The organism is Streptococcus oralis subsp. oralis (genome assembly GCF_002096595.1).
In the GTDB taxonomy this organism is placed as follows: domain Bacteria; phylum Bacillota; class Bacilli; order Lactobacillales; family Streptococcaceae; genus Streptococcus; species Streptococcus oralis_D.
On sequence record NZ_NCUR01000009.1, the window covers coordinates 361,753 to 385,291 of the forward strand.

The following is a 23,539-nucleotide window of genomic DNA, read 5'->3' on the forward strand; positions in this document are numbered from 1 at the left end:
AGATTACTAACACCTATCGTTCCACGATAAGAGCAGTCCCCATCCCTCCTCCGATACAGAGAGTTGCTAACCCTGTTTTAGCATCACGTTTCATCATCTCATGTACCAGTGTCACTAGGATTCGGCAACCGGAAGCCCCAATTGGGTGACCAAGAGCAATGGCGCCACCATTGACATTGACAATATCTGTGTTAAAGCCAAGTGTTTTCCCAACTGCACAAGCCTGGGCAGCAAAGGCTTCATTTGACTCAATCAAGTCGAGATCCTCAACTGTCAATTTGCCTTTTTCAAGAGCCTTGCGAGTCGCATAAATCGGTCCACATCCCATCATCTTAGGATCCAAACCTGCACTTGCATACGAACGAATACGGGCAATGACTGGAAGTCCCAATTCTTCAGCTTTTTCAGCACTCATCATCAAGACAGCTGCTGCCCCGTCATTGATTCCTGAAGCATTTCCCGCTGTGACAGAACCGTCTTTTTTGAAAACAGGACCTAGCTTAGACAAGCTCTCCAAGCTAGCATCTTTTCTAGGATATTCATCTGTATCAAAAACGATAGGATCGCCTTTGCGTTGAGGAATGACAACTGGCACAATCTCTTCTTTAAAGCGGCCAGATTCTATAGCCGCCACTGCTCGTTTTTGTGACTCTAAAGCAAGAGCATCTTGTTCTTCTCGACTGACACCATATTCTTCGGCCACATTCTCAGCTGTAATTCCCATATGGTATTCGTTAAAGGCATCAGACAAACCATCCTTAAGCATGGTATCTACCACTTTTGAATCGCCCATACGGCCACCCCAACGGAAACTTGGCAAAACGTATGGCGCCTGACTCATGTTTTCTGCACCACCAGCTACAATAATATCTGCATCGCCACATCGAATCGCTTGAGCAGCCAACTGCACTGCCTTCAAACCGGAACCACAAACCTTATTGATGGTAAAGGCTGGTGTAAACTCAGAAAGTCCAGCATGAATGCTCATTTGGCGGGCTACATTTTGTCCTAAACCAGCGCCTAGGACATTCCCCATAATCACTTCGTCTACCTGCTCTGGTTTGACATTGGCTTTTTCCAAAGCTCTCTTTATAACCAAAGCTCCCAAATCAACTGCTGAAACATTCTTCAAACTTCCTCCAAAGGAGCCTATTGGAGTTCGCACTGCTGAAACAATCACCACGTCTTTCATAACTGCCCCCATTTATACCTTTTATAATAACGCAATACAAAAGTGGTTTACACTGGTGTAAACCACTTTAAAAATTCTATTTTATGATTCTTTCACTTCTAACAAGCCAACTTCACCATCTTCACGGCGATACAAAACATTAGTTGTTTGATCTTCTACATCTACATAGATAAAGAAATCATGCCCCAATAAATCCATTTGAAGAAGGGCTTCTTCTAAATCCATTGGCTTCAAATCAATTTGTTTTGAACGAACGACTTTTGGTTGCACAACATTTGCATCTTCAACTAGAGCATCTGTAAAGAGTTGACTTGTCGCAACTTTATTTTTATTCTTACGTTCGATTTTAGTTTTATTTTTACGAATCTGACGTTCAATTTTATCTGTTACAAGATCGATAGAGCCATACATATCTTGAGAAATATCTTCAGCACGAAGAGTGATAGATCCAAGCGGAATTGTTACTTCAACCTTTGCTGTTTTTTCACGATAAACTTTCAAGTTCACACGTGCATCCAACTCCTGATCAGGTTGAAAATACTTTTCGATCTTTTCGAGTTTAGAAACTACATAATCACGAATTGCTTCTGTTACTTCTAGGTTTTCACCACGGATACTATATTTAATCATATAAGTACCTTCTTTCTAAACATTTTTGTTTTTCTAACTATATTATAACGCTTTCATTTTCATTTTGCAAATTTTTTCCTCATCTTACAAGGGAAAAAGTTTTAACATCCAAAGCACCTGCTTCTTCCAAAAGTCGTTTCACACGATTCACAGTTGCCCCTGTTGTATAGATGTCATCAATCAGCAAAATCTTCTTAGGAAGTGAAATTCCATCTTTAATAAAAAATGGAATTTCAGTACCCAACCTTTCCAAACGGCTTTTAGAAGAACTAGCACTCTCTTCTCTTTTTCCTAATATATCTTTAAAGGAAAAGCCTGCTGCCTCAATCAACCCCTCTACTTGGTTAAACCCCCTCTCAAGCAATCTTCCAGGACTTAGGGGAATTACAACAAATTGATAACCTCTATACTGTTTCAGATCCTCAGCAAGAACAGAAGCAAAAACTTTTCTAAGTAAAAAATCGCCATCAAACTTATACCAACTGAAAAAGTCTTTCATAGATTGATTATAGGTAAAAATCGCCTTATGATCAACCCGCACTCCTTCTTTACACCAAAGTTTACAATCTTGACACTGAGTTGACACCCCTGTTTTCATACAGTTTGGACAATATTTCTCACCAATCTTCTCAAAACTAGAAGCACAAACTGAGCAAAGATAACTGCAGTCATCCTTCAAAAGGAAGAGACTACTAAAAGTTAACTCACTCTTTGTAGTTTGCCCACATAGTAAACAATTCATAATCCCGCCTCCTTGTTCATCTGCTTAATTTCCTTGATTGCTTTTTTGATGGCAACATTTAATCCATCATGAAAGAAGAGCAATTCACCAGTCGGTCTATCCATACTGCGCCCAACTCGCCCTCCAATCTGAATCAAACTAGACTTGGTAAAGAGACGATGATTAGCTTCTACAACGAAAACATCCACACAAGGGAAGGTGACCCCACGCTCCAAAATTGTCGTACTAATAAGGATTGTCAACTCTCCATCTCGAAAAGCTTGTACCTGCTCTAATCGATTTTCTGTGATAGAGGACACAAAGCCGATGTTTTCATTTGGAAACTGTTCCTGCAAGAGTTCTTTTAGTTTTTCGCCTTTCTTAATCTCTGATGCAAAAATCAGCAATGGATAACCTGATCTTCTCTGTTTCTCAATGTAGGTCTTTAACTTAGATGACAACTGACTTTTCTCTAAACAGCTATTAAAATCCGATAACCAGACAGGTTTAGGAATAATCAAAGGATTTCCATGAAACCTTCTTGGCAAGCTTAATCGTTTTAATTCTCCTGTGCGAACCTTCCTATCTAACTCATCTGTAGAAGTTGCTGTAAGGAATATTCTTAATCCATCCTCCTTTACACTATTCTTTACAGCATAGTAAAGCATAGAGTTGTCAACATAAGGAAAGGCATCTACCTCATCAACTATCAACAAATCAAAGGCATGATAGAATTTTAATAACTGATGAGTTGTTGCAACTACTAAGGGAGTTCGAAAATAGGGCTCTGATTCACCATGGAGTAGCGCTATATTGCAAGCAAAGTCATTCTGCAGTCGCTTATACAGTTCCAAACACACATCAATTCGAGGGCTGGCCAAACAAACTGAACCACCATCGTCAATCACTTTGGCTACAACTTGATAAATCATCTCTGTCTTTCCAGCACCTGTCACAGCATGAACTAAAGTCGGTTCTTTCTTTTCGACTGCTCGAATCAACCCCTCTGATACCTTCTCCTGAAAAGGGGTTAACTGACCACACCATTTGAGAACATCTTGCTTAGGAAAATCTTCCTGCGGAAAATAGTATAAAGCTTGATCACTCCTGACTCGCTTCATCAGCAAACACCCCCTGCAATAGTAGGCGCCAATAGGCAAATACCATTCTTCTAGAATCGAACTATTACAACGTTGACAAAACAGTTTCCCCTTCTCTTTTCTCATTGCTGGCAGTCTCATTGCTTCCTGTCGTTCTTCTTCAGTTAATTCTTTCTCAGTAAACAGGCGACCGAGGTAATTTGGATTTACATTCATACTTTAATATTCGTAAAAATCTAGCACTTTAGCTATTTTTTTAGTACAATTAAATCATGGAATTTAGAACAATTAAAGAGGATGGACAAGTCCAAGAAGAAATCAAAAAATCCCGATTTATCTGTCATGTCAAGCGTGTTTATAGCGAAGAAGAGGCTCGTGACTTCATCACTACCATCAAAAAAGAACACTATAAAGCCACCCATAACTGCTCTGCTTTTATTGTAGGGGAACGCAGTGAAATCAAACGTACGAGTGATGATGGTGAACCTAGTGGTACTGCTGGAGTCCCTATGCTTGGCGTCTTAGAAAATCATAATCTTACGAATGTCTGTGTAGTAGTTACTCGTTACTTTGGTGGAATTAAGTTAGGCGCTGGAGGTTTGATTCATGCTTATGCAGGTAGCGTAGCCTTGGCTGTCAAAGAAATTGGCATTATTGAAATCAAAGAACAGGCTGGCATAGCCATTCAGATGTCTTACGCTCAGTATCAAGAATATGGCAATTTCCTTAGAGAGCATCATCTCATGGAGCTGGATACAAACTTTACAGATCAAATTGCTACAATGATCTATGTTGATAAGGAAGAGAAAGAAAATATCAAAGCTGCTCTTGTGGAATTTTTTAATGGAAAGGTTACTTTAACAGACCAAGGTTTACGAGAGGTTGAAGTTCCTGTAAACTTAGTGTAAAAAAAGGAGAAATTATGGCTTTTGGAAAATTTATTCAAGGACTTGCTGGAAACTTTAGCGAGGAAAACAAAGAGACTCTTATCAAAGAATATGGTCAATATCTACTAGAGAATGAAGAAATTCAAAGTGGATATAAACTTATTCGAGATTCAATTATCTTTACAAATATCCGTATCATCTTTACAGATAAGCAAGGTGCCACTGGTCGCAAGGTGTCTGTTAAGTCACTCTTTTTGATGAACATTGTAAACGTTGAAATGGAAACTGCTGGAGCAGGTATAGATGATAGTGAGATTACAATCACTTATTTAGAAAATGTCTTTCTAAAAGCACATAATGAGCATCTGAGTTTCCATAAATTTGAATTCCCTAAAAAAACAGACATCCTCCCTCTTTACACCTATTTATTAGAATTGGCTTATCACAATCGATTAAAAATTAATGGCTTAGACCTTTGATATAAAAAAATCCTATCACTTTGATAGAATTTCTATATTTTACAAATAGCCTTAAGCGCGTTATACTAGTATCATCTTATACAAAGAGGTATATCTATGGCTATTTATAACAATATCACTGAACTTATTGGACAAACACCGATTGTTAAACTTAACAACATTGTTCCAGAGGGTGCTGCAGATGTCTATGTTAAACTAGAAGCTTTTAACCCAGGATCTTCAGTCAAAGACCGTATTGCCCTTAGCATGATTGAAAAAGCGGAACAAGATGGTATTCTAAAACCGGGTGCTACTATTGTTGAAGCAACGAGTGGAAACACTGGTATCGGTCTTTCATGGGTAGGTGCTGCTAAAGGATATAAAGTTGTTATCGTCATGCCTGAAACGATGAGCGTGGAACGACGTAAGATTATCCAAGCCTATGGTGCTGAACTCGTCCTTACTCCTGGTAGTGAAGGAATGAAAGGGGCTATTGCCAAAGCTCAGGAAATCGCTGCTGAACGTGACGGTTTCCTTCCGCTCCAATTTAATAATCCAGCTAACCCAGAAGTACACGAAAGAACAACAGGAGTTGAAATACTGGCTGCTTTCGGTTCTAATGGACTAGATGCTTTTGTAGGTGGTGTTGGCACCGGTGGAACGATCTCAGGTGTTTCTCACGCTCTTAAAGCAGCAAATTCAAACATTCAAGTTTATGCAGTTGAGGCAGACGAGTCAGCTATCTTGTCTGGTGAAAAACCAGGACCTCACAAAATTCAAGGCATCTCAGCTGGATTTATTCCTGAAACACTTGATACAAAAGCCTATGATGGTATCGTCCGCGTAACGTCAGATGATGCTTTAGCGCTTGGCCGTGAAATTGGCGGAAAAGAAGGCTTCCTTGTTGGGATTTCTTCAGCTGCAGCGATTTACGGGGCAATTGAGGTTGCCAAGAAATTAGGTACAGGTAAGAAAGTTCTTGCTTTAGCACCAGATAACGGCGAACGTTATTTGTCTACAGCACTCTATGAATTTGAAGTGTAGCCTCCTAAATACACTTAGCCCTTATTAAAGGGCTTTTTTTGTTTACTCATACAGAATCTACTCTCTAGACCAAAAGAAAAAGGAAGCAAATCGCTTCCTTTTCTATTAGTTATTCAAGGCTGCTGCCATTGTAGCTGCAACTTCTGCTTCAAAGTCGTTTGCAGCTTTCTCGATACCTTCACCAACTTCAAAACGAGCGAACTCAACTACTGAAGCATTTACTGATTCAAGGTAAGCTTCAACTGTCTTGCTGTCATCCATGATGTATACTTGTGCAAGAAGTGTGTACGCTTGGTCAACTTTAGTATTGTCAAGCATGAAGCGGTCCATTTTACCTGGAATGATTTTGTCCCAGATTTTTTCTGGTTTGCCTTCTGCAGCCAACTCAGCTTTGATGTCAGCTTCTGCTTGAGCAATCACTTCATCAGATAATTGTGCTTTTGATCCATACTTCAAGTGTGGAAGAGCTGGTTTACCAACCATTGCACGACTTTCGTTGTCTTGATCAATTACGTGGTTCAATTGTGCCAACTCATCTTTAACGAATTGCTCATCCAATTCTTTGTAAGAAAGAACTGTTGGTTTCATCGCAGCAATGTGCATTGTGATTTGTTTAGCAAGCGCTTCGTCTCCACCTTCAATAACAGAGATAACACCAATTCGACCACCATTGTGCTGGTATGCTCCAAAGTGTTGCGCATCTGTTTTTTCAAGCAAAGCAAAACGACGGAATGAGATTTTTTCACCGATTGTAGCTGTCGCAGATACATATGCAGCTTCAAGAGTTTCACCTGAAGGCATTGTCAAAGCAAGAGCTTCTTCGTTGTTCGCTGGTTTTCCTTCAGCAATTACTTTAGCTGTTGCATTTACCAAGTCAACGAATTGAGCATTTTTCGCAACGAAGTCAGTTTCAGCATTTACTTCAACTACTGCTGCAACGTTACCGTTAACAAATACACCAGTCAAACCCTCTGCAGCAACACGGTCAGCTTTCTTAGCTGCCTTCGCCATACCTTTTTCGCGAAGCAATTCAATCGCTTTTTCGATATCACCGTCTGTTTCTACAAGCGCTTTTTTAGCGTCCATAACACCGGCACCAGATTTTTCACGCAACTCTTTTACAAGTTTAGCTGTAATTTCTGCCATTTTGATTCTCCTATATTTTTTAAAAATAGGAGAGCTGGGCTACGCCCCGCCCTCCTAGGTAATTACTATTTCTATGAATTAAGCGTTGTCGCCTTCTACAACTTCAACGATTTCTTCGATTGAGTCAGCTTGAGCTTCTGAAGCTGCAAATTCAGCTTCAACTGCTGTTGCATCTTCACCTTGACGTCCTTCGATGATAGCGTCAGCCAATTTAGCTGTGATCAATTTAACAGCGCGGATAGCGTCATCGTTAGCTGGGATGATTACATCGATATCATCTGGATCAGTGTTTGTGTCAACCATCGCTACAACCGGGATACCCAATTTTTTAGCTTCTTTAACAGCGATTTGTTCTTTATGTGGGTCAACTACGTACATTACATCAGGGATTCGAGGCATATCTTCGATACCACCCAAGAATTTTTCAAGACGTGTACGTTGTTTGTTAAGAAGTGCAACTTCTTTCTTAGGAAGAACGTCGAAGATTCCTTCTTCTTCCATACGTTTGATTTCTTTCAAACGAGCAATACGTTTTTGGATAGTTCCCCAGTTAGTAAGAGTTCCACCCAACCAACGGTGGTTGATGTAGTATTGACCTGAACGTTCTGCTTCTTCTTTAACAGCATCAGCAGCTTGTTTTTTAGTACCAACAAACAATACAACTGCATCGTTAGCTGCCGCATCACGCATAAAGTCGTATGCTTGGTCAGCGTATTTTACAGTTTGTTGCAAGTCGATAACGTGGATTCCGTTACGCTCAGTGAAGATGTACTTAGCCATCTTAGGGTTCCAGCGACGAGTTTGGTGACCAAAGTGTACACCAGCCTCAAGAAGTTGTTTCATTGAAATTACTGCCATGAGTATTTCTCCTTTTTGTTTTTTCCTCTCCTCGACTTCAACTTGCAAAACGACCCGAGGGCAACAGTTTCACAATTCATCAAGAATGAGTATTATCGTTTACACGACAAGTTTTATTCTATCATATTTTATCAATATTTTCAAGTATTTTTGCTAGTTTTTAGCCTAACTTAAGACTAAAAAAGAAAAGAGACTCAAATCGAGCCTCTTTATTTCATTCATTAGTTTGGATAGATGTATGTTACGTAACCTTCAGAAGTTGTAGTTGGGTTGAACCATCCACGTTTGTTACCGATTGTACGATTTCCACCATAATTTGATTCTGATACTTGAATGCTAGTTGATGATGAAACTGCTGTAACAACCGCTACGTGTCCATATCCACCATCATTCCAACATGCAATCGCACCAACTTGTGGAGTTGATCCAGTACGGAATCCTGCAGCTGCTGCACTTGTAGCCCACTGCGCTCCGTTACCCCAGTAATCTCCAGCCCAAGGTGCTAATGTTTTAGCTCCCCAAGTACATTCTCCAGTTGGATAGCTTGAAGCATTTGTACTGTATGTTGGACGTTGTCTAGTTGGAGTCGGAGCAGGTGCTGGAGTGTAGCTTGAATCATCGTCTGATGAAGAGCTTGAAGTCGCTTGCACTTGATCTGAAAGTGTTGTATTTCCAGAAGCAACAACTGATTGTTGTTGACTTGTTTGACGTGCTTTATAAGCCGCTTCTGCTTCAGCTGCTGCTTTTGCTTCTGCCTCTGCTGCTGCTTTTTGTTCCAATAAAGTAGCTTTATCACTTTCTGCAGTAGCTTTCTCTGCAGCAAGGTTTAACTCAGCAACTTTCAACTCTGCTTGTTTTGTTGTCAATGCTTGTGCATCGTCAGCAAGCGTTTGTTGGTTCGCAATGACAGTGTTGATTGCTTCATTGTTTGCAACCTGTTTTTCAGCGATAGATTTCTTATCAGCTTTCTGTTGTTCCAACATTTTATTGTTAGCTGATACAATCTCGCTCATGGCTGCAACACGTGAAATAGCTTCCGTAATTGATTTTGAGTTTACAATTGTATTGATATAGCTAGTTGCAGCACCGTTTGTTTGTGCGCTACGTGCTTGTTTCTCCAAAGATTCATTACGAGCAACAATGTTCTTAGAGAGCTCTGTAATTTCTCCTTCAAGTTTTTTAGATTCAGCTTGTAGAGTTTCATTCTCAGCTTCCAAGTTCGTTTGTTGAGTTTGGATAGCTGTAACTTGCGTTTGGATTTCATCTACTTGTTTTTGAGCTTCTTTTTGTTGAGATGTCAAATTACTAATCTTACTATCTTGAGCAGCAATCTTTTCATCAGTTGTTTCAGCGTGGACAGTTGTCAATACCGCCGCTTGAGAAACCAATACTGTACTTAACAAAAGTGACGCTAAGATTTTTTTCTTCATATTGTGTAGATACTCCTTCTATTTAAGACATTACTAGTATACCAAAAAAAGACATAATAAATATTACGCCTTTGTTACATTTTTATTTCTTTCTTATAGATAACATTTTTCAAAAATATATTGGAAAATAAGCATCCATAAAAAGTTTAAAATCATTGACGGGACAAGGCTGTAGACGATGAAAACTGGCATAGATTCTACTGTCAATCCCATAGCAAGAGCAAGGAGATAGCTCCCCATATCAAATAGGAAACTCATCACAACTATTGTTAACATTCTTGTCCAACGGTTTAGCAAAATTACACTATTAAATTTATGGAGCGAAGCACCTATCAAGATAAATAGAAGTGTCGCAATTCCTATCAAGTGGAAAAAATAGATATCGTACACCAAACCCACTATACAGCAATAAGCTAGATAGAGGTATTCTGAAACCTCAATTGTCTCAAACAAGAGAAATAAAAACAAAAAATGACTTGCTAAATGAAAGTGAGGGAAGAAGGATCCCGCCAATTGTCCAATATGTGCATCAATTAGTACGACAAAAGGGAGTAAAAAGAAAATACCAATTTGTTTTAACAGTCTCATTGTTAATTCCCCACTAACTCTACCACATGAAGATTTTTGGTGTCAGCACTTAACTTGACTGTTACTTCCTTTGTTAGATAATCACTGCTGTGTGTTGTAGCAACAACCTCTCCAACAGGAATATCCTTAACATTAAAGTTTCCGAGCCCCCCTGTAGTCACCTTGTCTCCTGCGCTAATGTCACTGTTACTATTTAATTGGCTAATTTTAAGCAGTTCTGACTCCTTATCATAACCAACGATGATTCCGTAAATTTCAGTAGAACCATGCAGGATTTTAACAGAAATTTTGTCTGAATTTTCGGTGTTTGTCAATAGGTTGATCGTTGTTGAATGATCCTCCACCTTTGAAACACTACCAATCAAACCCCCGTTTGCAATGGCCAACATATTTTCAGAAGCTCCTTTTGAACTTCCCGCATCAATTGTTAACTCTTGTTTCCAAGATACTGGAGCTCGCATAATCACATCTGCTGCAATGGTTTTTGTAGCCTGCAATTTTGACTTCATATCCAGCAACTGACGTAATTGTTCATTTTCATTTTTTAAACTTTCTGATTGATTAGACTCCACCTCTAGTTGATAAAGTTGTTTCTTTAGACTCTCATTTTCATTGTAAGTCTGCGTCAAATGTCCCAAATCCGATTTGAAAGTATCAAACCACTGAAAGGGTTTTTGAACAATTCTATCCACTAAGGAAATCCCATCTCCTAGTTTCGTCACAATAGCACTTGAATAGGTTGTCACTAATAGAACAGAAACTGCCAGAACTGTGACAAAAACGATGATTAGATATTTTGATTTTTTAAAACGGTTCATATTCCTACCTTTATACTAAAAACCTGCTACTGTGAGCTTTTTATCAATCCTACAAATCTGCTAAGATTTTAAGAAAAATAAGAAACATCCCAGTACCAAAATCACAAGAATTGTCAGTGTATCCTTTTGACTCCATCTCAATTGTCTATACTGACTTCTACCCTTTCCTCCCTGATAACCACGCGCTTCCATGGCTATTGCCAATGAATCTGCTCGCTTTAAACTAGTCGCAAAAAGAGGAATTAAAATCGGAATCATTGCCTTTACTTTTTGAACGATGCTACCTTCGCCAAAGTCAACTCCACGAGCTTTTTGAGCATTCATAATTCTCGTCGTGTCATCCATCAAGGTTGGAACAAAACGCAAACTCATTGATAACATGAGGCCAATTTCATGAACGGGAACTTTCACACGTTTCAGCGGTGCTAAAAGAGCTTCAACTGCAGCTGCCAGACTCAAAGGCATGGTCGTTAATGTTAGCAAGGTTGAAAAGAAAATAATCAACACAAAACGACAGAAAATAATCCCAGCTTGCTGCAAAGCATAATCCGTTATTCTTATAAAAGAAAACTCAAATAGGACATTCCCACTTGAAATGAAAAAGAGCTGAAATAGAGTCGTAAAAGCAATCAAGAAAAACATGGATTTCAATCCCTGAACGAAAAACGAGAGAGAAACGCCCGATAATGCGATAAATATACCTGTCGCTACAAACAGAATGAGATTGGTGAGGGGATTATTGGCCCAAAATACAATCAAAATCAGCAGAATCATGGCTAGCAATTTACTACGGGGATCCAAGCGATGAATGATGGAATCCCCCGGTATATAACGCCCTAAAATCATACTATCCATTTAGCGACTCCTTAAACTCCTCTATCTTGATTGGCAGTTTTTTAAAAGCTACACCTCTATCTGCCAAACGTTTACAAAAGGCTGTGATTTTAGGCACACCTAACTGTACTTTTTCCATAGAGGCTACATCTTGGAAAACTTCGCACGGTTTGCCACTTTTGACCAAACGCCCCTTTTCCATAACATAGACCTGATCAGCATATGCAGCTACATCATCCATCAAATGCGTTACCAGAACGATTGTCATTCCAGAAAGGTGGAGTTTTTTAAACAAGGTCATCAATTCTTTTCTGCCCAGAGGATCTAGCCCTGCTGTTGGCTCATCCAAAACCAAGACAGTTGGCTCCATGGCTAGCATACCTGCTATAGCCACACGTCTCATTTGGCCACCAGAAAGTTCAAAAGGACTGCGCTCAAAGAGTGACTCATCGATGCCCACCAAGGCTAACTTTTCACGCGCAATTTTCTTGGCATCTTCCTCAGAAACTCCAAAATTTTGCGGTCCAAATGCAACATCTTTCAAAACAGTCTCTTCGAAAATCTGGTTTTCAGCAAATTGAAACACTAGACCAACTTGCTTTCGAATCTGACGAATTTCTTTATTGGTTGATGTAGGGGTAATGACAGTATCGAAAACTCGAACAGAACCCTTACTTGGTACCAATAGGCCATTTAAAAGCTGTAAAATCGTTGATTTCCCACTACCTGTGTGCCCTACTAAAGCTGTATAGGAACCATCCTCAATCGTCAAAGAAACATCAGTCAAGGCTGATGAAGATAGGGGAGTCCCCTCTTGATAGGTAAAGCTCACATTTTCTAGAGTAATTCCCATAACTTGTCCTCTAGCTCTCCTTCTGTCAAATAGCCATCCGGCAACTGATAACCAGTCTCTCTCAAAGATTCTCTCAATTGATTAGAAAAAGGCTCATCTAACCCTATCTTGTCAAGGTCATCCCGAGAAAAAAGTTCTCTGGGGCTGCTAGTTGACTCCACTTGGCCTTTTTTCATGACCAAGACACGGTCACTCATCGCAACTTCCTCTAAATCATGTGTAATGGAGACGACTGTCATCTGGTGGTCTTTTCGAATCTCTTGAACTGTCTGAATCAGTTCTCTTCGTCCCTCGGGATCCAACATACTTGTAGCCTCGTCCAGAATTAAAATAGCAGGTCTCAAGGCAACAACTCCTGCAATAGCCACCCGTTGTTTTTGTCCACCAGATAAACGAGCTGGTTCTCTCTTCTTAAAGTCCAGCATACCTACCAACTCCAAAGATTCAGCCACTCTCTTCTTCATTTCTTCTCGAGGAAGTCCCTGATTTTCTAATCCAAAGGCGACATCATCTTCAACAGTTGCCCCCACAAATTGGTTATCTGGATTTTGAAAAACCATACCAATTTGACGACGCAAGTCCCAAACATTCTCAGGGGACAGCAATTGCCCATCAATCCAGATTTCCCCAGACTCTGCTTCAAGCAATCCATCAATCAAACGGATAGTTGTCGATTTTCCACTCCCATTATGACCTACAATCGAAAGCCATTCTCCCCGTTTCACGTGAAACGAGACATTATTAACATCATATTGATCCTGATCTTCCTTGTAACGAAAAGACAGATCTTTTACTTCAATAATCGATTTCATTTTGAACCAAATGTCCCTTTGAATATATGAGCGCTACCCTTGAAATAATCATAGCCAGAGTAGATAGTGAAAAACAAAGCTATATAAAGCAACAGCTGACCAATTAAATTCCAATGTAAGAGCAAAAAGATAATGGCAAACATTTGACTAAAGGTCTTGATTTTCCCAGGCATCGCTGCCGCAAGAACCGTTCCTCCTGTCTCAACGAGCAACAGACGTAGGCCTGTCACAGCGAGTTCACGACAGATGATAATAGCAACAACCCAAGCTGGAGCCATACCTAACTCAATCAACATGATAAAAGCTGACATAACCAACAGCTTATCGGCCATCGGATCAGCAAACTTTCCAAAGTTGCTGACTACATTCCATTTACGAGCAAGGTAGCCATCAAGATAATCCGTTATACTAGCAACTGCAAAGATGATCGCTGCCAGCAAATGACTGCCTTGTGAATGGTCCAAAGTCAAAATAAGAATAAAGAGAGGTATAAAGAGAATTCTACCAATTGTTAATACATTAGGGATTTGTTCTTTTTTCATTGGTTCTTCCTTAATCTGTAGTGAATGTAAGTGTTACAGTTCCAGTCTGAGTTGTCAGCTTCGAGGTATCGATTGTTTGATTGTCCACAGTCACAGTAACTCCCTTCACTACACCTAAAGTAATAGTAACGGGATTCTTAGTTGAAACTGTTGTTTTTGCATTCTTATTGTCTGCGGACAGTGTCACACCACCCTCCAGCTCACTTCCTGAAACACTTACCCAACTAGTTGCATCTGATACTGCCAGTTGAACAGTAGCGGTTTCCTTACTCGTTTTATACCGAGCTTCAATGCGGTTTCCTTCGCCTGACACTGTAATAGTTGATTCCGTAGTAGAAGACGAGCTAGACGACTGACTACTAGAAGATGAACTAGATGAGGTTGTTGAACTAGTCGAGTTCACAACGCTATAATTAGCTGAAGAAGGACTTGGCTGAGTTTGGATGTAGTTCCAAACATAGTAAGTGACAAAAATTAAAATTGACAAAGCAAATAGAACGAAATAAAACAAGGGGAGATAAGACGTTTTTTTCTTATTTGATCGTCTGCGACCAGACAAGTCTTCTTCATCGACATCTACCTCTTCATAAGTGATCATACTACCTGAATCATAGGCGTCCAGAACAATTCTCTCATCCAACTCTACTGCCCAGGCATATTTTCTTAAAAAAGAACGAGCGTAGAAGGTACTAGGAAGTAAATCGAAATCATCTGCCTCCATGGCTTCTAGAAAATGCAACTGAATTTCAGTTTTTTCCTGCAATTCTTCTAAACTCAATCCCTGGTTAATTCTAGCTAAACGTAGAACCTCGCCAATTGTTTTTTTTCTCATACGTACCATTCCTTCTTTCTAGTATTAATCATCTTTTAAGCTGGAAAGATTGTAAAATCAACTAGATCACCATTATCAATCAAACGATGTCCAGCTTCTAGAACATCCTCCAAAGTAATCTCCTGTAAAATTTTCGGAAAATCAAAAATTGTTTCTCCGCGATCCATCGGATCGTATTGAGTTGCAATAAACTCCAAGGAGTTCATACTGCTGAAAAACTCCCCAAACATCTCACTCTTAACAAGATCTAAATGTTCCTCGGTAATATCCGCGTCATTACTAAACTGACGAATCGCTTTACGAAATTGATGCGACAGAGAAACAGGCTCTTTGGTGTCCATTGTCAATATCACAAAATGAAAGCGACTGTTGACTTCGACCTCAAGCGACAATGACGCATCTAACTTCCCAGTCTCATATAACCTTTGAAAACGGTCAGAAGTCCAACCAAACATCATCGTAAATAGTAATTTCAATAAAATATTGTGACGATAAGACTCAGCTTCTGTTATTTGCCCGTTACCTCTAATCGCAACAGCAAGTTTGGGTGAAGAAACTTCCATCCGAAGGCTATCTGTTTGCTTCACAGGTTGCAAAGGTAGCTTCTCTTTTGTAACTGTAAACTGTTCTAAAGTTTTCTTTTCCTTTTTCGAAAAGTATTCCTCAACAACTTTTGCATCAATATTTCCAACTAAAAACAGTGACATGTTGACAGGTTTATAAAAGTCTGTAAAGTTCTCTTTTAAATTTGAAATTCGAATCTCAGAAATTGATTTTTCACTTCCAACAATATCTGTTGCTAAAGGAGTATCAGGATAAAGGTTGGCTAATGTTGCAAAAAACAAACGTGAGTCTGGATCATCTTGGTACATTTCTCGTTCTTGCTGGATAATATTCTGCTCCCTCAAAACAGACTCTTCTGTGAAATGAACATCTCCAACTAACTCATCTAGCAAATCTAAATTCTCTAATAAATGGTCAATTGTTGAAAAAAGATAGCTGGTCTTAGTAAAGCTTGTAAAGGCATTACTGTCTGCACCTAATCGAGTAAAAGCAGCCATTATATCCTCAGAATTTTCTCTTTCAAACAATTTATGTTCAAGAAAATGTGCAATTCCTGCTGGATGATGACGTAAACCTTTTTCCAAGCTTGTATAATTTGCATCTACAGAACCAAATTGAACCGTTACAATCCCATAAACCTCATTGAAATCTTGCTTAGGGAGTAAAGAAACTGTCAATCCATTTGACAATTGTGTTTTGTAGACTGTTTCCTTTACAGCAGGATAGTATTTTTCTTCAAAAGCAACCTTTGTCATTCTACTCCTTCCATAAAGTAAATCGCTTGTAACTTCAAACTGTTGGCAGCTTTACATACAGCTTCTTTATCAACATTCTCTAATTTTGCCACCAATCGATCAATATCGAAGCTTGATTTCCCCAATAGAGCATTCAAATAGACTCTTTCAACTAGGGTCTGTTGATTATCTTGATCCATCAACAAAGATCGTCGAATCATCTCCTTAGTTTGTTCAAGTTCAAAATCTGTAAAGTTACCCTTTTTCAAATCTAGCAATTGATGATTCATCATTTTTCTAGCCTGATTTCGATTTTCTCTATCAATCCCCGCATACATCCTTAACAGACCACTAAACAAATCCAGTTGACTAGAGACTGTGTAGGCTATTCCAGCATTTTCACGAACGTTTGTAAAAAGTTTCGAATGTGCAAATTCACCCAACAAACCATTCATAACAAGCATAGGCAAATGTTCATCATCACCATATTTTACAGGAGAATGATAGCCTAATTCCAAAATAGATTGCCCAACATTCCTCTGAACCATTCCCTCTCTTAAGACATTCGAATAAGATTGATGGTACTGGATAGTGACGCCATTCTCTCTAACTGTAAAGGGTAATGACTTCAGCGATTCTGTAATTTCTACTTCATTAAAATCACCTATGAAAAAGAAATCAATTCGATCATTTTTCAGAGCATCTTGAAAGCAAGTGTAGCTACTTTCTGGAGACTCATTTGAAATGCTATTTCGTAAATCACTGTATCTCAATTGAAGACGCTCATCATGGAAGAACAAGCTATCCAACTCCTTATGCGCAAAATAAAATGAATCATCCATGTCAGTAGCTAAACTAGCCAACAACTGTTTTCTTTCAATTTCAAATAAAGCTGGCTCAAAAGCACCATCTTGAACTAAGGGAGCAAATAAAGTCTGTTTCACCAATTCCAAAATTCGAGAAGTCAATACATTCTTTTTACTTAAAAAATCATCCCTCACATAGGTAAACGTTAAGTCAAGAATATGTGCCTGTCCCCTACGATAAGAACTTGTGGAAATATCTGTTCCATATAAACTTGCCAAGTATCTGCGAAATACTTGAGATGTTGGGTAAACTTGATTTGCCGTCTCCAACATACTCGCGCTCAACATGCGCCCTGCTATTGTCTCAAGAGATAAGGGAGCAGTAAAACGAATAGTGATTTTATTTGTTTTAAACTTTTTGGATTGAACAAAATGTGCTGAGATTCCAGGCACTAATTCCATACCTTACCTCCTTACATATAGAGTTCTATTATACCACGAAAATCAAAATTTTTCTTGTTCTCTTTATAGCTTTAAAAAGTAAAACCGTTTTCATTTCAGCTAACTTTCCTTCAGCTATTTCAAAGAAAATATGGTATAATACCAAAGATTGAGGTGAATTATGGAATACAAATTATTTGAAGAATTTATTACGCTCCAAGCCCTCCTAAAAGAGCTTGGAATTACACAAAGCGGCGGTGCTATTAAATCCTTTCTAATGGAGCATCAAGTTTACTTTAATGGTGAATTAGAAAATAGACGTGGGAAAAAAATTCGTGTTGGAGATACGATTGACATTCCTGATTTAAAGATTGACATCACCTTGACAAAACCAAGTTTAAAAGAGCAAGAAGAATATCAAGCAGATAAGATTGAGAAAGAGCGAATTGCTAAACTTGTCAAAGAGATGAATAAAGGTGTCAAGAAAGAAAAACAAAAAACTTCTTCATCGCCTAAAACCAAACAAGCTCCACGTTTTCCAGGAAGATAACCATGTGGCTCCAACATTTAGCAATTAAAACCTTTCGAAACTACAAAGAGGCAAAAATTGATTTCAATCCAAAATTAAACGTCTTTCTAGGTCAAAATGCACAAGGAAAAACCAATATTCTAGAAGCAATCTATTTCTTGGCCTTGACACGTAGTCATCGGACTCGTACAGATAAAAATCTCATTCATTTTGATAACGAGCAACTCCGTCTTTCTGGCTTGCTACAGAAAAAAACAAGCTCTATCCCTCTAGAAATTAATTTAACACCAAAAGGGCGTGTGACTAAGGTCAATCACTTAAAACAAGCTCGCCTATCAGACTACATCGGACATATGAATGTTGTCCTCTTCGCACCTGAAGATCTCCAGCTAATTAAGGGAGCACCTTCTGTCCGTCGAAAATTTATAGACATTGAACTGGGACAAATTAAACCAATCTACTTGTCAGACTTGTCAAACTATAACCATATACTCAAGCAAAGAAATACTTACCTAAAATCCAGTCAGAAGATTGATGAAACATTTCTGTCAGTATTAGATGATCAGTTAGTAGAGTATGGTTGTCGAGTCATAAAACATCGTATAAAATTCATCAAGGACCTAGAGAAATTTGGTCAAAAAAAACACTTAGAAATTTCAAATCATTCAGAAGGGTTGTCAATATCTTATCAATCATCTGTCAACTTCACTGATGAAGAACAGCTAACAAGTTCCTTTAAAATTGCTTTGGAGAAAAGCAGATCCAGAGACTTATTTAAAAAGAATACTGGTGTCGGCCCTCATCGAGATGACATTACTTTCTATATCAATGGTATGGACGCTAGTTTTGGAAGCCAAGGTCAACATCGAAGTCTTGTACTTTCTATCAAACTAGCAGAGATTGAGCTAATGGAAAGTATTACCAATGAGTCTCCGATACTACTGCTTGATGATGTTATGAGCGAACTTGACAATACACGTCAACTAAAATTACTAGAAACCATTTCTCAATCTATCCAAACCTTTATTACAACAACAAGTTTAGACCACTTACAAAACTTGCCAGAAAATCTTAGTATCTTCAATATTCAAAACGGTAAAATTTCTGTAAATCAAACTTGACAACTTTGTAAACAAAAAAGAACTCCTGAAAATTAGGAGTTCTTTTTTACTTCTTACATAGAGTAGTTTGGTGCTTCATTAGTAATTTGTACATCATGAGGATGGCTTTCTTTTAGACCAGCCCCAGACATTTCAATAAATTGAGCGTTGTCGTGCAATTCTTTAAGGTTAGCTGCACCACAGTAACCCATACCAGAGCGAATACCACCAAGCATTTGGAAGACAATATCAGCTGCTGCGCCTTTATAGGCAACACGGCCTTCAATTCCTTCTGGAACGAGTTTGTTTGCTTCATTGACAGAACCTTGGAAGTAACGGTCGCTTGAACCTTTCTTCATTGCAGCGATTGATCCCATACCACGGTAAGTCTTAAACTTACGTCCTTGGAAAATTTCAGTTTCACCTGGTGCTTCATCTGTTCCAGCAAACATTGAACCAAGCATAACTGCATTTCCACCTGCAGCAAGGGCTTTTACAATATCTCCAGAATACTTGATTCCACCATCAGCAATAATCGTTTTTCCATATTCGCGCGCAACTGCTGCCGCATCATAAATTGCTGTCACTTGTGGGACACCCACACCTGCAATCACACGAGTAGTACAGATAGAACCTGGTCCAATCCCAACTTTGACAACATCCACACCCGCATCATAAAGAGCACGCGCACCTTCTGCAGTTGCAATATTACCAGCAATCAAAGTGCGATCTGGGAAGTGAGCACGAATTTCAGCAATTTTACGTAGAACCCCAGCAGAGTGACCATGTGCAGTATCAATAACAATTGCGTCAGCCCCTGCTTCAAAGAGAGCCTCTGCACGTTCAAATGTATCTGAAGTGACACCCACCGCACCAGCAACTAGAAGACGACCAAATTCATCTTTGGCAGCATTTGGAAACTCAATAACTTTTTCAATATCCTTAATAGTAATCAAGCCAGAAAGACGGCCTTCTTCGTCAACCAAAGGAAGTTTTTCAATACGGTGTTCTTGAAGAATATGTTCAGCTGTTGCAAGATCTGTACCAACAGGGGCAGTGACAAGATTTTCACTGGTCATATGGTTTGAGATTGGTTGATTGTAATCTGAAATAAATCGAAGATCTCGGTTTGTTAGAATACCAACCAATTTACGATTTTCAAGTGTTTCTACAACTGGAACACCACTGATACGGTAACGTCCCATCAGTTCGTCTGCCTCAGCAATGGTATGTTCTGGAGTCAAGAAGAATGGATCAATAATAACACCATTTTCAGAACGTTTTACCTTGCGAACTTCATCCGCCTGTTGCGCAATAGACATATTTTTATGGATTACTCCAAGACCACCCGCACGAGCAATAGCAATAGCCATTTGACTTTCTGTGACTGTATCCATTGCGGCTGTTATAATTGGGATATTTAAAGTCAGATTATCTGCCAATTTTGTTGTTAAATCTGCATCATTAGGCAACACATGACTTTCTGCTGGAATGAGCAATACATCATCAAAGGTAAAACCTTTTTTTAAAAATTTAGTATCCCAATTAGACATTGAAGTTTCCTCTTTTCTTTCTTTTTGAGCTTGACTCTTTTTGTATTGTATCTATCATACCATTCTATGAAAATTTGTCAATTATATTTATGGTAGAAATCATAAAAAAACTATCCCTGTGAACCTATGGAAGAGATAGTTTTACGATTCATATTTTATCTATTATTTAAAATAATTTAGTCCCATTGCTTTCTTAACTTCAGATAAAGTTTGCCCCGCAACCTCACGCGCTTTTTCACTACCTTTTTGAAGCATATTATACACTTCCCCCATATCCTGAGCAAATTCGATACGACGCTCACGAATAGGGCCAAGTTCCCGTTCTAATATTTCAAGTAGATAGCGTTTCGTCTTTACATCACCAAGACCTCCACGTTGATAATGCTCTTTCATATTCACAATTTCTTGAGCATCTTCTGGACGACCAAACACATCTAGATAATGGAAAACCATATTTCCTTCAATCTTACCTGGATCCTCCACTCGAATATGATCCGGATCAGTATACATGCTCATGACTTTTTTACGCAACGTATCCGCATCATCTGCTAGATAAATACCATTATTAAGGGATTTAGACATTTTAGCATTTCCATCTAAACCAGGCAAACGTCCTGCTCTCTCATTTTCTGGATAAATACCTTCCGGCTCCACCAAGACCTCACAATTATAAGCATGATTAAAGGAACGAACAATCTCACGAGTTTGCTCAATCATTGGTTTCTGATCTGTCCCAACAGGAACATAATTAGCCTTGAAGGCAGTAATATCTGCTGCTTGCGCAATCGGATAAACCAAAAATCCTGTCGGAATACTTTCTCCAAACCCTTTCTGAGCAATCTCTGTTTTTACTGTCGGATTCCGTTCCAAACGAGCTAGTGACACCAAATTCATATAGTACATAGATAATTCAGCCAACTCTGGAATTTGGCTTTGAATAAAGATAGTTGATTTACTTGGATCTAGTCCAACTGCTAGGTAATCTAAGGCAACATTCCCAATAGATTCTACAATCGTTTGAGGGTCTTTGGCGTGATCTGTCAATGCTTGTTGGTCCGCCAAAAAAACAAACATCTCATACTTGTCTTCTTCCTGTAGTAATACTCTATTTTTTAAACTCCCAACATAATGTCCAATATGCAGTTTTCCTGTTGGGCGATCTCCTGTTAAAATAATGGGTTTCGTCATTTTTTTCTCCTTCGAAATGGTCTCTTCAATTATAGCATTTTTTTGTTAAAATAACAGAAAATTATTTAAATCAAACAACTAACTCATTGTAAATAACTCTGTAAACTTAATTGACATAAAATTGACAAAGAAAAATTTGAATATTTCTCTCTTTTCTAGTAGAATAAATATATTACATATTATAGGAGAAAAACATTGCTTACAGTATCTGATGTTTCACTACGTTTTAGTGATCGCAAACTTTTTGATGATGTCAATATCAAATTTACAGAAGGAAATACATACGGATTGATTGGTGCTAATGGTGCTGGGAAGTCTACATTCTTAAAAATCTTAGCTGGTGATATCGAGCCAACAACTGGTCACATCTCTCTTGGTCCAGATGAACGTCTCTCTGTTCTCCGTCAAAATCATTTTGACTATGAAGATGAACGAGTTATTGATGTCGTCATTATGGGAAATGAAAAACTTTACAACATCATGAAAGAAAAAGATGCCATTTACATGAAGGAAGATTTTTCAGATGAAGATGGTGTTCGTGCAGCCGAACTCGAAGGTGAATTTGCTGAACTTGGAGGTTGGGAAGCAGAAAGTGAAGCGTCTCAACTACTTCAAAACCTAAACATTCCAGAAGAATTGCACTATCAAAACATGAGCGAATTGGCCAATGGTGAAAAAGTGAAGGTTCTCCTTGCCAAAGCACTTTTTGGCAAACCAGACGTTCTTCTCTTGGACGAGCCAACCAACGGTTTGGATATCCAGTCTATTACTTGGCTAGAAGACTTCTTGATTGATTTTGATAACACTGTTATCGTAGTATCCCACGACCGTCATTTCTTAAACAAAGTATGTACCCACATGGCCGACCTTGACTTTGGAAAAATCAAACTCTATGTCGGAAACTATGACTTCTGGAAGGAATCTTCTGAACTCGCTGCTAAATTGCTAGCAGACCGTAATGCCAAGGCAGAAGAAAAAATTAAGCAATTGCAAGAATTCGTTGCTCGCTTCTCTGCCAACGCTTCTAAGTCAAGACAAGCAACGTCTCGTAAAAAAATGCTTGACAAGATTGAATTAGAAGAGATTGTTCCTTCTAGTCGTAAATACCCATTTATCAACTTTAAAGCAGAACGTGAGATTGGTAATGATCTCTTGACAGTAGAAAATCTAACTGTAAAGATTGATGGTGAAACTATCCTAGACAATATTAGTTTCATCTTGCGTCCAGGTGATAAGACAGCTCTTATTGGACAAAATGACATTCAAACGACTGCATTAATTCGTGCAATTATGGGTGACATCGACTATGAAGGAACTGTCAAGTGGGGAGTTACTACTAGCCGTTCTTACTTGCCAAAAGACAACTCAGCTGATTTTGCAGGAGGAGAGTCAATCCTTGACTGGTTGCGTCAATTTGCAAGTAAAGAAGAAGATGACAATACCTTCTTACGTGGTTTTCTTGGTCGTATGCTCTTCTCTGGAGACGAGGTTAACAAACCTGTAAATGTCTTGTCAGGGGGAGAAAAAGTACGTGTCATGCTTTCAAAACTCATGCTCTTGAAATCAAATGTCCTTGTACTTGATGATCCAACAAACCACTTGGACTTGGAATCTATCTCAAGCTTGAACGATGGATTGAAAAACTTTAAAGAATCAATCATCTTTGCTAGTCATGATCACGAGTTCATTCAAACTTTAGCAAACCATATTATTGTTTTGTCTAAGAATGGCGTCATTGATCGTATTGATGAAACCTATGATGAATTCCTAGAAAATGCAGAAGTACAAGCAAAAGTTAAAGAACTTTGGAAAGACTAAATAAGACTTCAAAACTCAGTTGGGGTAACCAACTGAGTTTTCTATCATTCTACGAGGTAAC

The 23,539-nt window shown here is 38.8% G+C and carries 24 protein-coding genes; 6 read left to right on the plus strand and 18 right to left on the minus strand.

Annotated features, from left to right (window positions below):
- Window positions 1-13: 13 nt before the first annotated feature.
- From B7714_RS04070 to B7714_RS04085, 4 genes are all read right to left on the minus strand, one after another.
- Window positions 14-1,192, minus strand: coding sequence for an acetyl-CoA C-acetyltransferase (locus B7714_RS04070; RefSeq protein ID WP_002882248.1), 1,179 nt, complete (start codon window positions 1,190-1,192; stop codon window positions 14-16).
- Between the two features lie 81 nt (window positions 1,193-1,273).
- Window positions 1,274-1,822 (minus strand): ribosome hibernation-promoting factor, HPF/YfiA family, encoded by a 549-nt coding sequence (hpf, locus tag B7714_RS04075; protein WP_000599103.1) that lies wholly within the window; start codon window positions 1,820-1,822, stop codon window positions 1,274-1,276.
- Between the two features lie 79 nt (window positions 1,823-1,901).
- Window positions 1,902-2,564, minus strand: coding sequence for a ComF family protein (locus B7714_RS04080; RefSeq protein ID WP_084859713.1), 663 nt, complete (start codon window positions 2,562-2,564; stop codon window positions 1,902-1,904).
- On the minus strand, window positions 2,561-3,859 hold the full coding sequence (locus B7714_RS04085; protein WP_084859714.1) for an ATP-dependent helicase ComFA: 1,299 nt from the start codon (window positions 3,857-3,859) through the stop codon (window positions 2,561-2,563). The genes B7714_RS04080 and B7714_RS04085 overlap by 4 nt, the downstream gene beginning before the upstream one ends.
- A 56-nt stretch (window positions 3,860-3,915) precedes the next feature.
- Here B7714_RS04085 and B7714_RS04090 point away from each other — a divergent pair, with 56 nt between their 5' ends.
- From B7714_RS04090 to cysK, 3 genes are all read left to right on the plus strand, one after another.
- Window positions 3,916-4,551: a YigZ family protein gene (locus B7714_RS04090; protein ID WP_084859715.1), complete on the plus strand. Its 636-nt coding sequence runs from the start codon at window positions 3,916-3,918 to the stop codon at window positions 4,549-4,551.
- A 14-nt stretch (window positions 4,552-4,565) separates the two neighbouring features.
- On the plus strand, window positions 4,566-5,009 hold the full coding sequence (locus tag B7714_RS04095; RefSeq protein WP_000863903.1) for a PH domain-containing protein: 444 nt from the start codon (window positions 4,566-4,568) through the stop codon (window positions 5,007-5,009).
- A gap of 96 nt (window positions 5,010-5,105) precedes the next feature.
- Window positions 5,106-6,032, plus strand: coding sequence for a cysteine synthase A (gene cysK, locus B7714_RS04100; RefSeq protein ID WP_084859716.1), 927 nt, complete (start codon window positions 5,106-5,108; stop codon window positions 6,030-6,032).
- A 105-nt stretch (window positions 6,033-6,137) separates the two neighbouring features.
- Here the strand turns inward: cysK and tsf are convergent, their stop codons facing one another.
- The 12 genes from tsf to yfmF form a co-directional block, all read right to left on the minus strand.
- Window positions 6,138-7,178: a translation elongation factor Ts gene (gene tsf, locus B7714_RS04105; RefSeq protein WP_084859717.1), complete on the minus strand. Its 1,041-nt coding sequence runs from the start codon at window positions 7,176-7,178 to the stop codon at window positions 6,138-6,140.
- 78 nt (window positions 7,179-7,256) lie between these two features.
- Complete coding sequence (gene rpsB, locus B7714_RS04110) at window positions 7,257-8,036, minus strand: 30S ribosomal protein S2 (protein WP_084850092.1); 780 nt, start codon at window positions 8,034-8,036, stop codon at window positions 7,257-7,259.
- A 221-nt stretch (window positions 8,037-8,257) separates the two neighbouring features.
- Complete coding sequence (gene pcsB, locus B7714_RS04115; RefSeq protein ID WP_049501303.1) at window positions 8,258-9,466, minus strand: peptidoglycan hydrolase PcsB; 1,209 nt, start codon at window positions 9,464-9,466, stop codon at window positions 8,258-8,260.
- Between the two features lie 93 nt (window positions 9,467-9,559).
- Complete coding sequence (gene mreD, locus B7714_RS04120; RefSeq protein ID WP_001237913.1) at window positions 9,560-10,054, minus strand: rod shape-determining protein MreD; 495 nt, start codon at window positions 10,052-10,054, stop codon at window positions 9,560-9,562.
- 2 nt (window positions 10,055-10,056) lie between these two features.
- Window positions 10,057-10,872 carry a rod shape-determining protein MreC gene (gene mreC, locus B7714_RS04125; protein ID WP_001078970.1) on the minus strand — a complete coding sequence of 272 codons (816 nt, stop codon included), beginning with the start codon at window positions 10,870-10,872 and terminating at the stop codon, window positions 10,057-10,059.
- 60 nt (window positions 10,873-10,932) lie between these two features.
- A complete protein-coding gene (locus tag B7714_RS04130; RefSeq protein WP_084859718.1) occupies window positions 10,933-11,727 on the minus strand; it encodes an energy-coupling factor transporter transmembrane component T family protein in 795 nt (264 codons plus the stop codon).
- Window positions 11,720-12,559, minus strand: coding sequence for an energy-coupling factor transporter ATPase (locus tag B7714_RS04135; protein WP_084859719.1), 840 nt, complete (start codon window positions 12,557-12,559; stop codon window positions 11,720-11,722). The genes B7714_RS04130 and B7714_RS04135 overlap by 8 nt, the downstream gene beginning before the upstream one ends.
- Window positions 12,544-13,371: an energy-coupling factor ABC transporter ATP-binding protein gene (locus B7714_RS04140; protein WP_084859720.1), complete on the minus strand. Its 828-nt coding sequence runs from the start codon at window positions 13,369-13,371 to the stop codon at window positions 12,544-12,546. The genes B7714_RS04135 and B7714_RS04140 overlap by 16 nt, the downstream gene beginning before the upstream one ends.
- A complete protein-coding gene (gene pgsA / locus B7714_RS04145; protein ID WP_084859721.1) occupies window positions 13,368-13,913 on the minus strand; it encodes a CDP-diacylglycerol--glycerol-3-phosphate 3-phosphatidyltransferase in 546 nt (181 codons plus the stop codon). The genes B7714_RS04140 and pgsA overlap by 4 nt, the downstream gene beginning before the upstream one ends.
- 10 nt (window positions 13,914-13,923) lie before the next feature.
- Window positions 13,924-14,745 (minus strand): cytoskeleton protein RodZ, encoded by an 822-nt coding sequence (gene rodZ, locus B7714_RS04150; RefSeq protein WP_162284801.1) that lies wholly within the window; start codon window positions 14,743-14,745, stop codon window positions 13,924-13,926.
- Between the two features lie 35 nt (window positions 14,746-14,780).
- Window positions 14,781-16,064 carry an EF-P 5-aminopentanol modification-associated protein YfmH gene (gene yfmH / locus B7714_RS04155; protein ID WP_084859723.1) on the minus strand — a complete coding sequence of 428 codons (1,284 nt, stop codon included), beginning with the start codon at window positions 16,062-16,064 and terminating at the stop codon, window positions 14,781-14,783.
- Complete coding sequence (gene yfmF / locus B7714_RS04160) at window positions 16,061-17,311, minus strand: EF-P 5-aminopentanol modification-associated protein YfmF (RefSeq protein WP_084859724.1); 1,251 nt, start codon at window positions 17,309-17,311, stop codon at window positions 16,061-16,063. The genes yfmH and yfmF overlap by 4 nt, the downstream gene beginning before the upstream one ends.
- A gap of 160 nt (window positions 17,312-17,471) precedes the next feature.
- Between yfmF and yaaA the strand changes: the two genes are divergently transcribed.
- Window positions 17,472-17,840 carry a S4 domain-containing protein YaaA gene (yaaA, locus tag B7714_RS04165; protein ID WP_084859725.1) on the plus strand — a complete coding sequence of 123 codons (369 nt, stop codon included), beginning with the start codon at window positions 17,472-17,474 and terminating at the stop codon, window positions 17,838-17,840.
- Window positions 17,841-17,842: 2 nt separating this feature from the next.
- Window positions 17,843-18,940, plus strand: a complete 1,098-nt coding sequence (gene recF, locus B7714_RS04170; RefSeq protein WP_084859726.1) for a DNA replication/repair protein RecF — start codon at window positions 17,843-17,845, stop codon at window positions 18,938-18,940.
- 53 nt (window positions 18,941-18,993) lie between these two features.
- Here the strand turns inward: recF and guaB are convergent, their stop codons facing one another.
- Window positions 18,994-20,472, minus strand: a complete 1,479-nt coding sequence (gene guaB, locus B7714_RS04175) for an IMP dehydrogenase (protein ID WP_000073406.1) — start codon at window positions 20,470-20,472, stop codon at window positions 18,994-18,996.
- A 162-nt stretch (window positions 20,473-20,634) separates the two neighbouring features.
- A complete protein-coding gene (gene trpS, locus B7714_RS04180) occupies window positions 20,635-21,660 on the minus strand; it encodes a tryptophan--tRNA ligase (RefSeq protein ID WP_084859727.1) in 1,026 nt (341 codons plus the stop codon).
- A gap of 195 nt (window positions 21,661-21,855) precedes the next feature.
- Here trpS and B7714_RS04185 point away from each other — a divergent pair, with 195 nt between their 5' ends.
- The gene (locus tag B7714_RS04185; protein ID WP_000958793.1) at window positions 21,856-23,478 is read left to right on the plus strand and encodes an ATP-binding cassette domain-containing protein; all 1,623 of its coding nucleotides are present in this window, start codon (window positions 21,856-21,858) and stop codon (window positions 23,476-23,478) included.
- The last annotated feature ends 61 nt before the right edge of the window (window positions 23,479-23,539 follow it).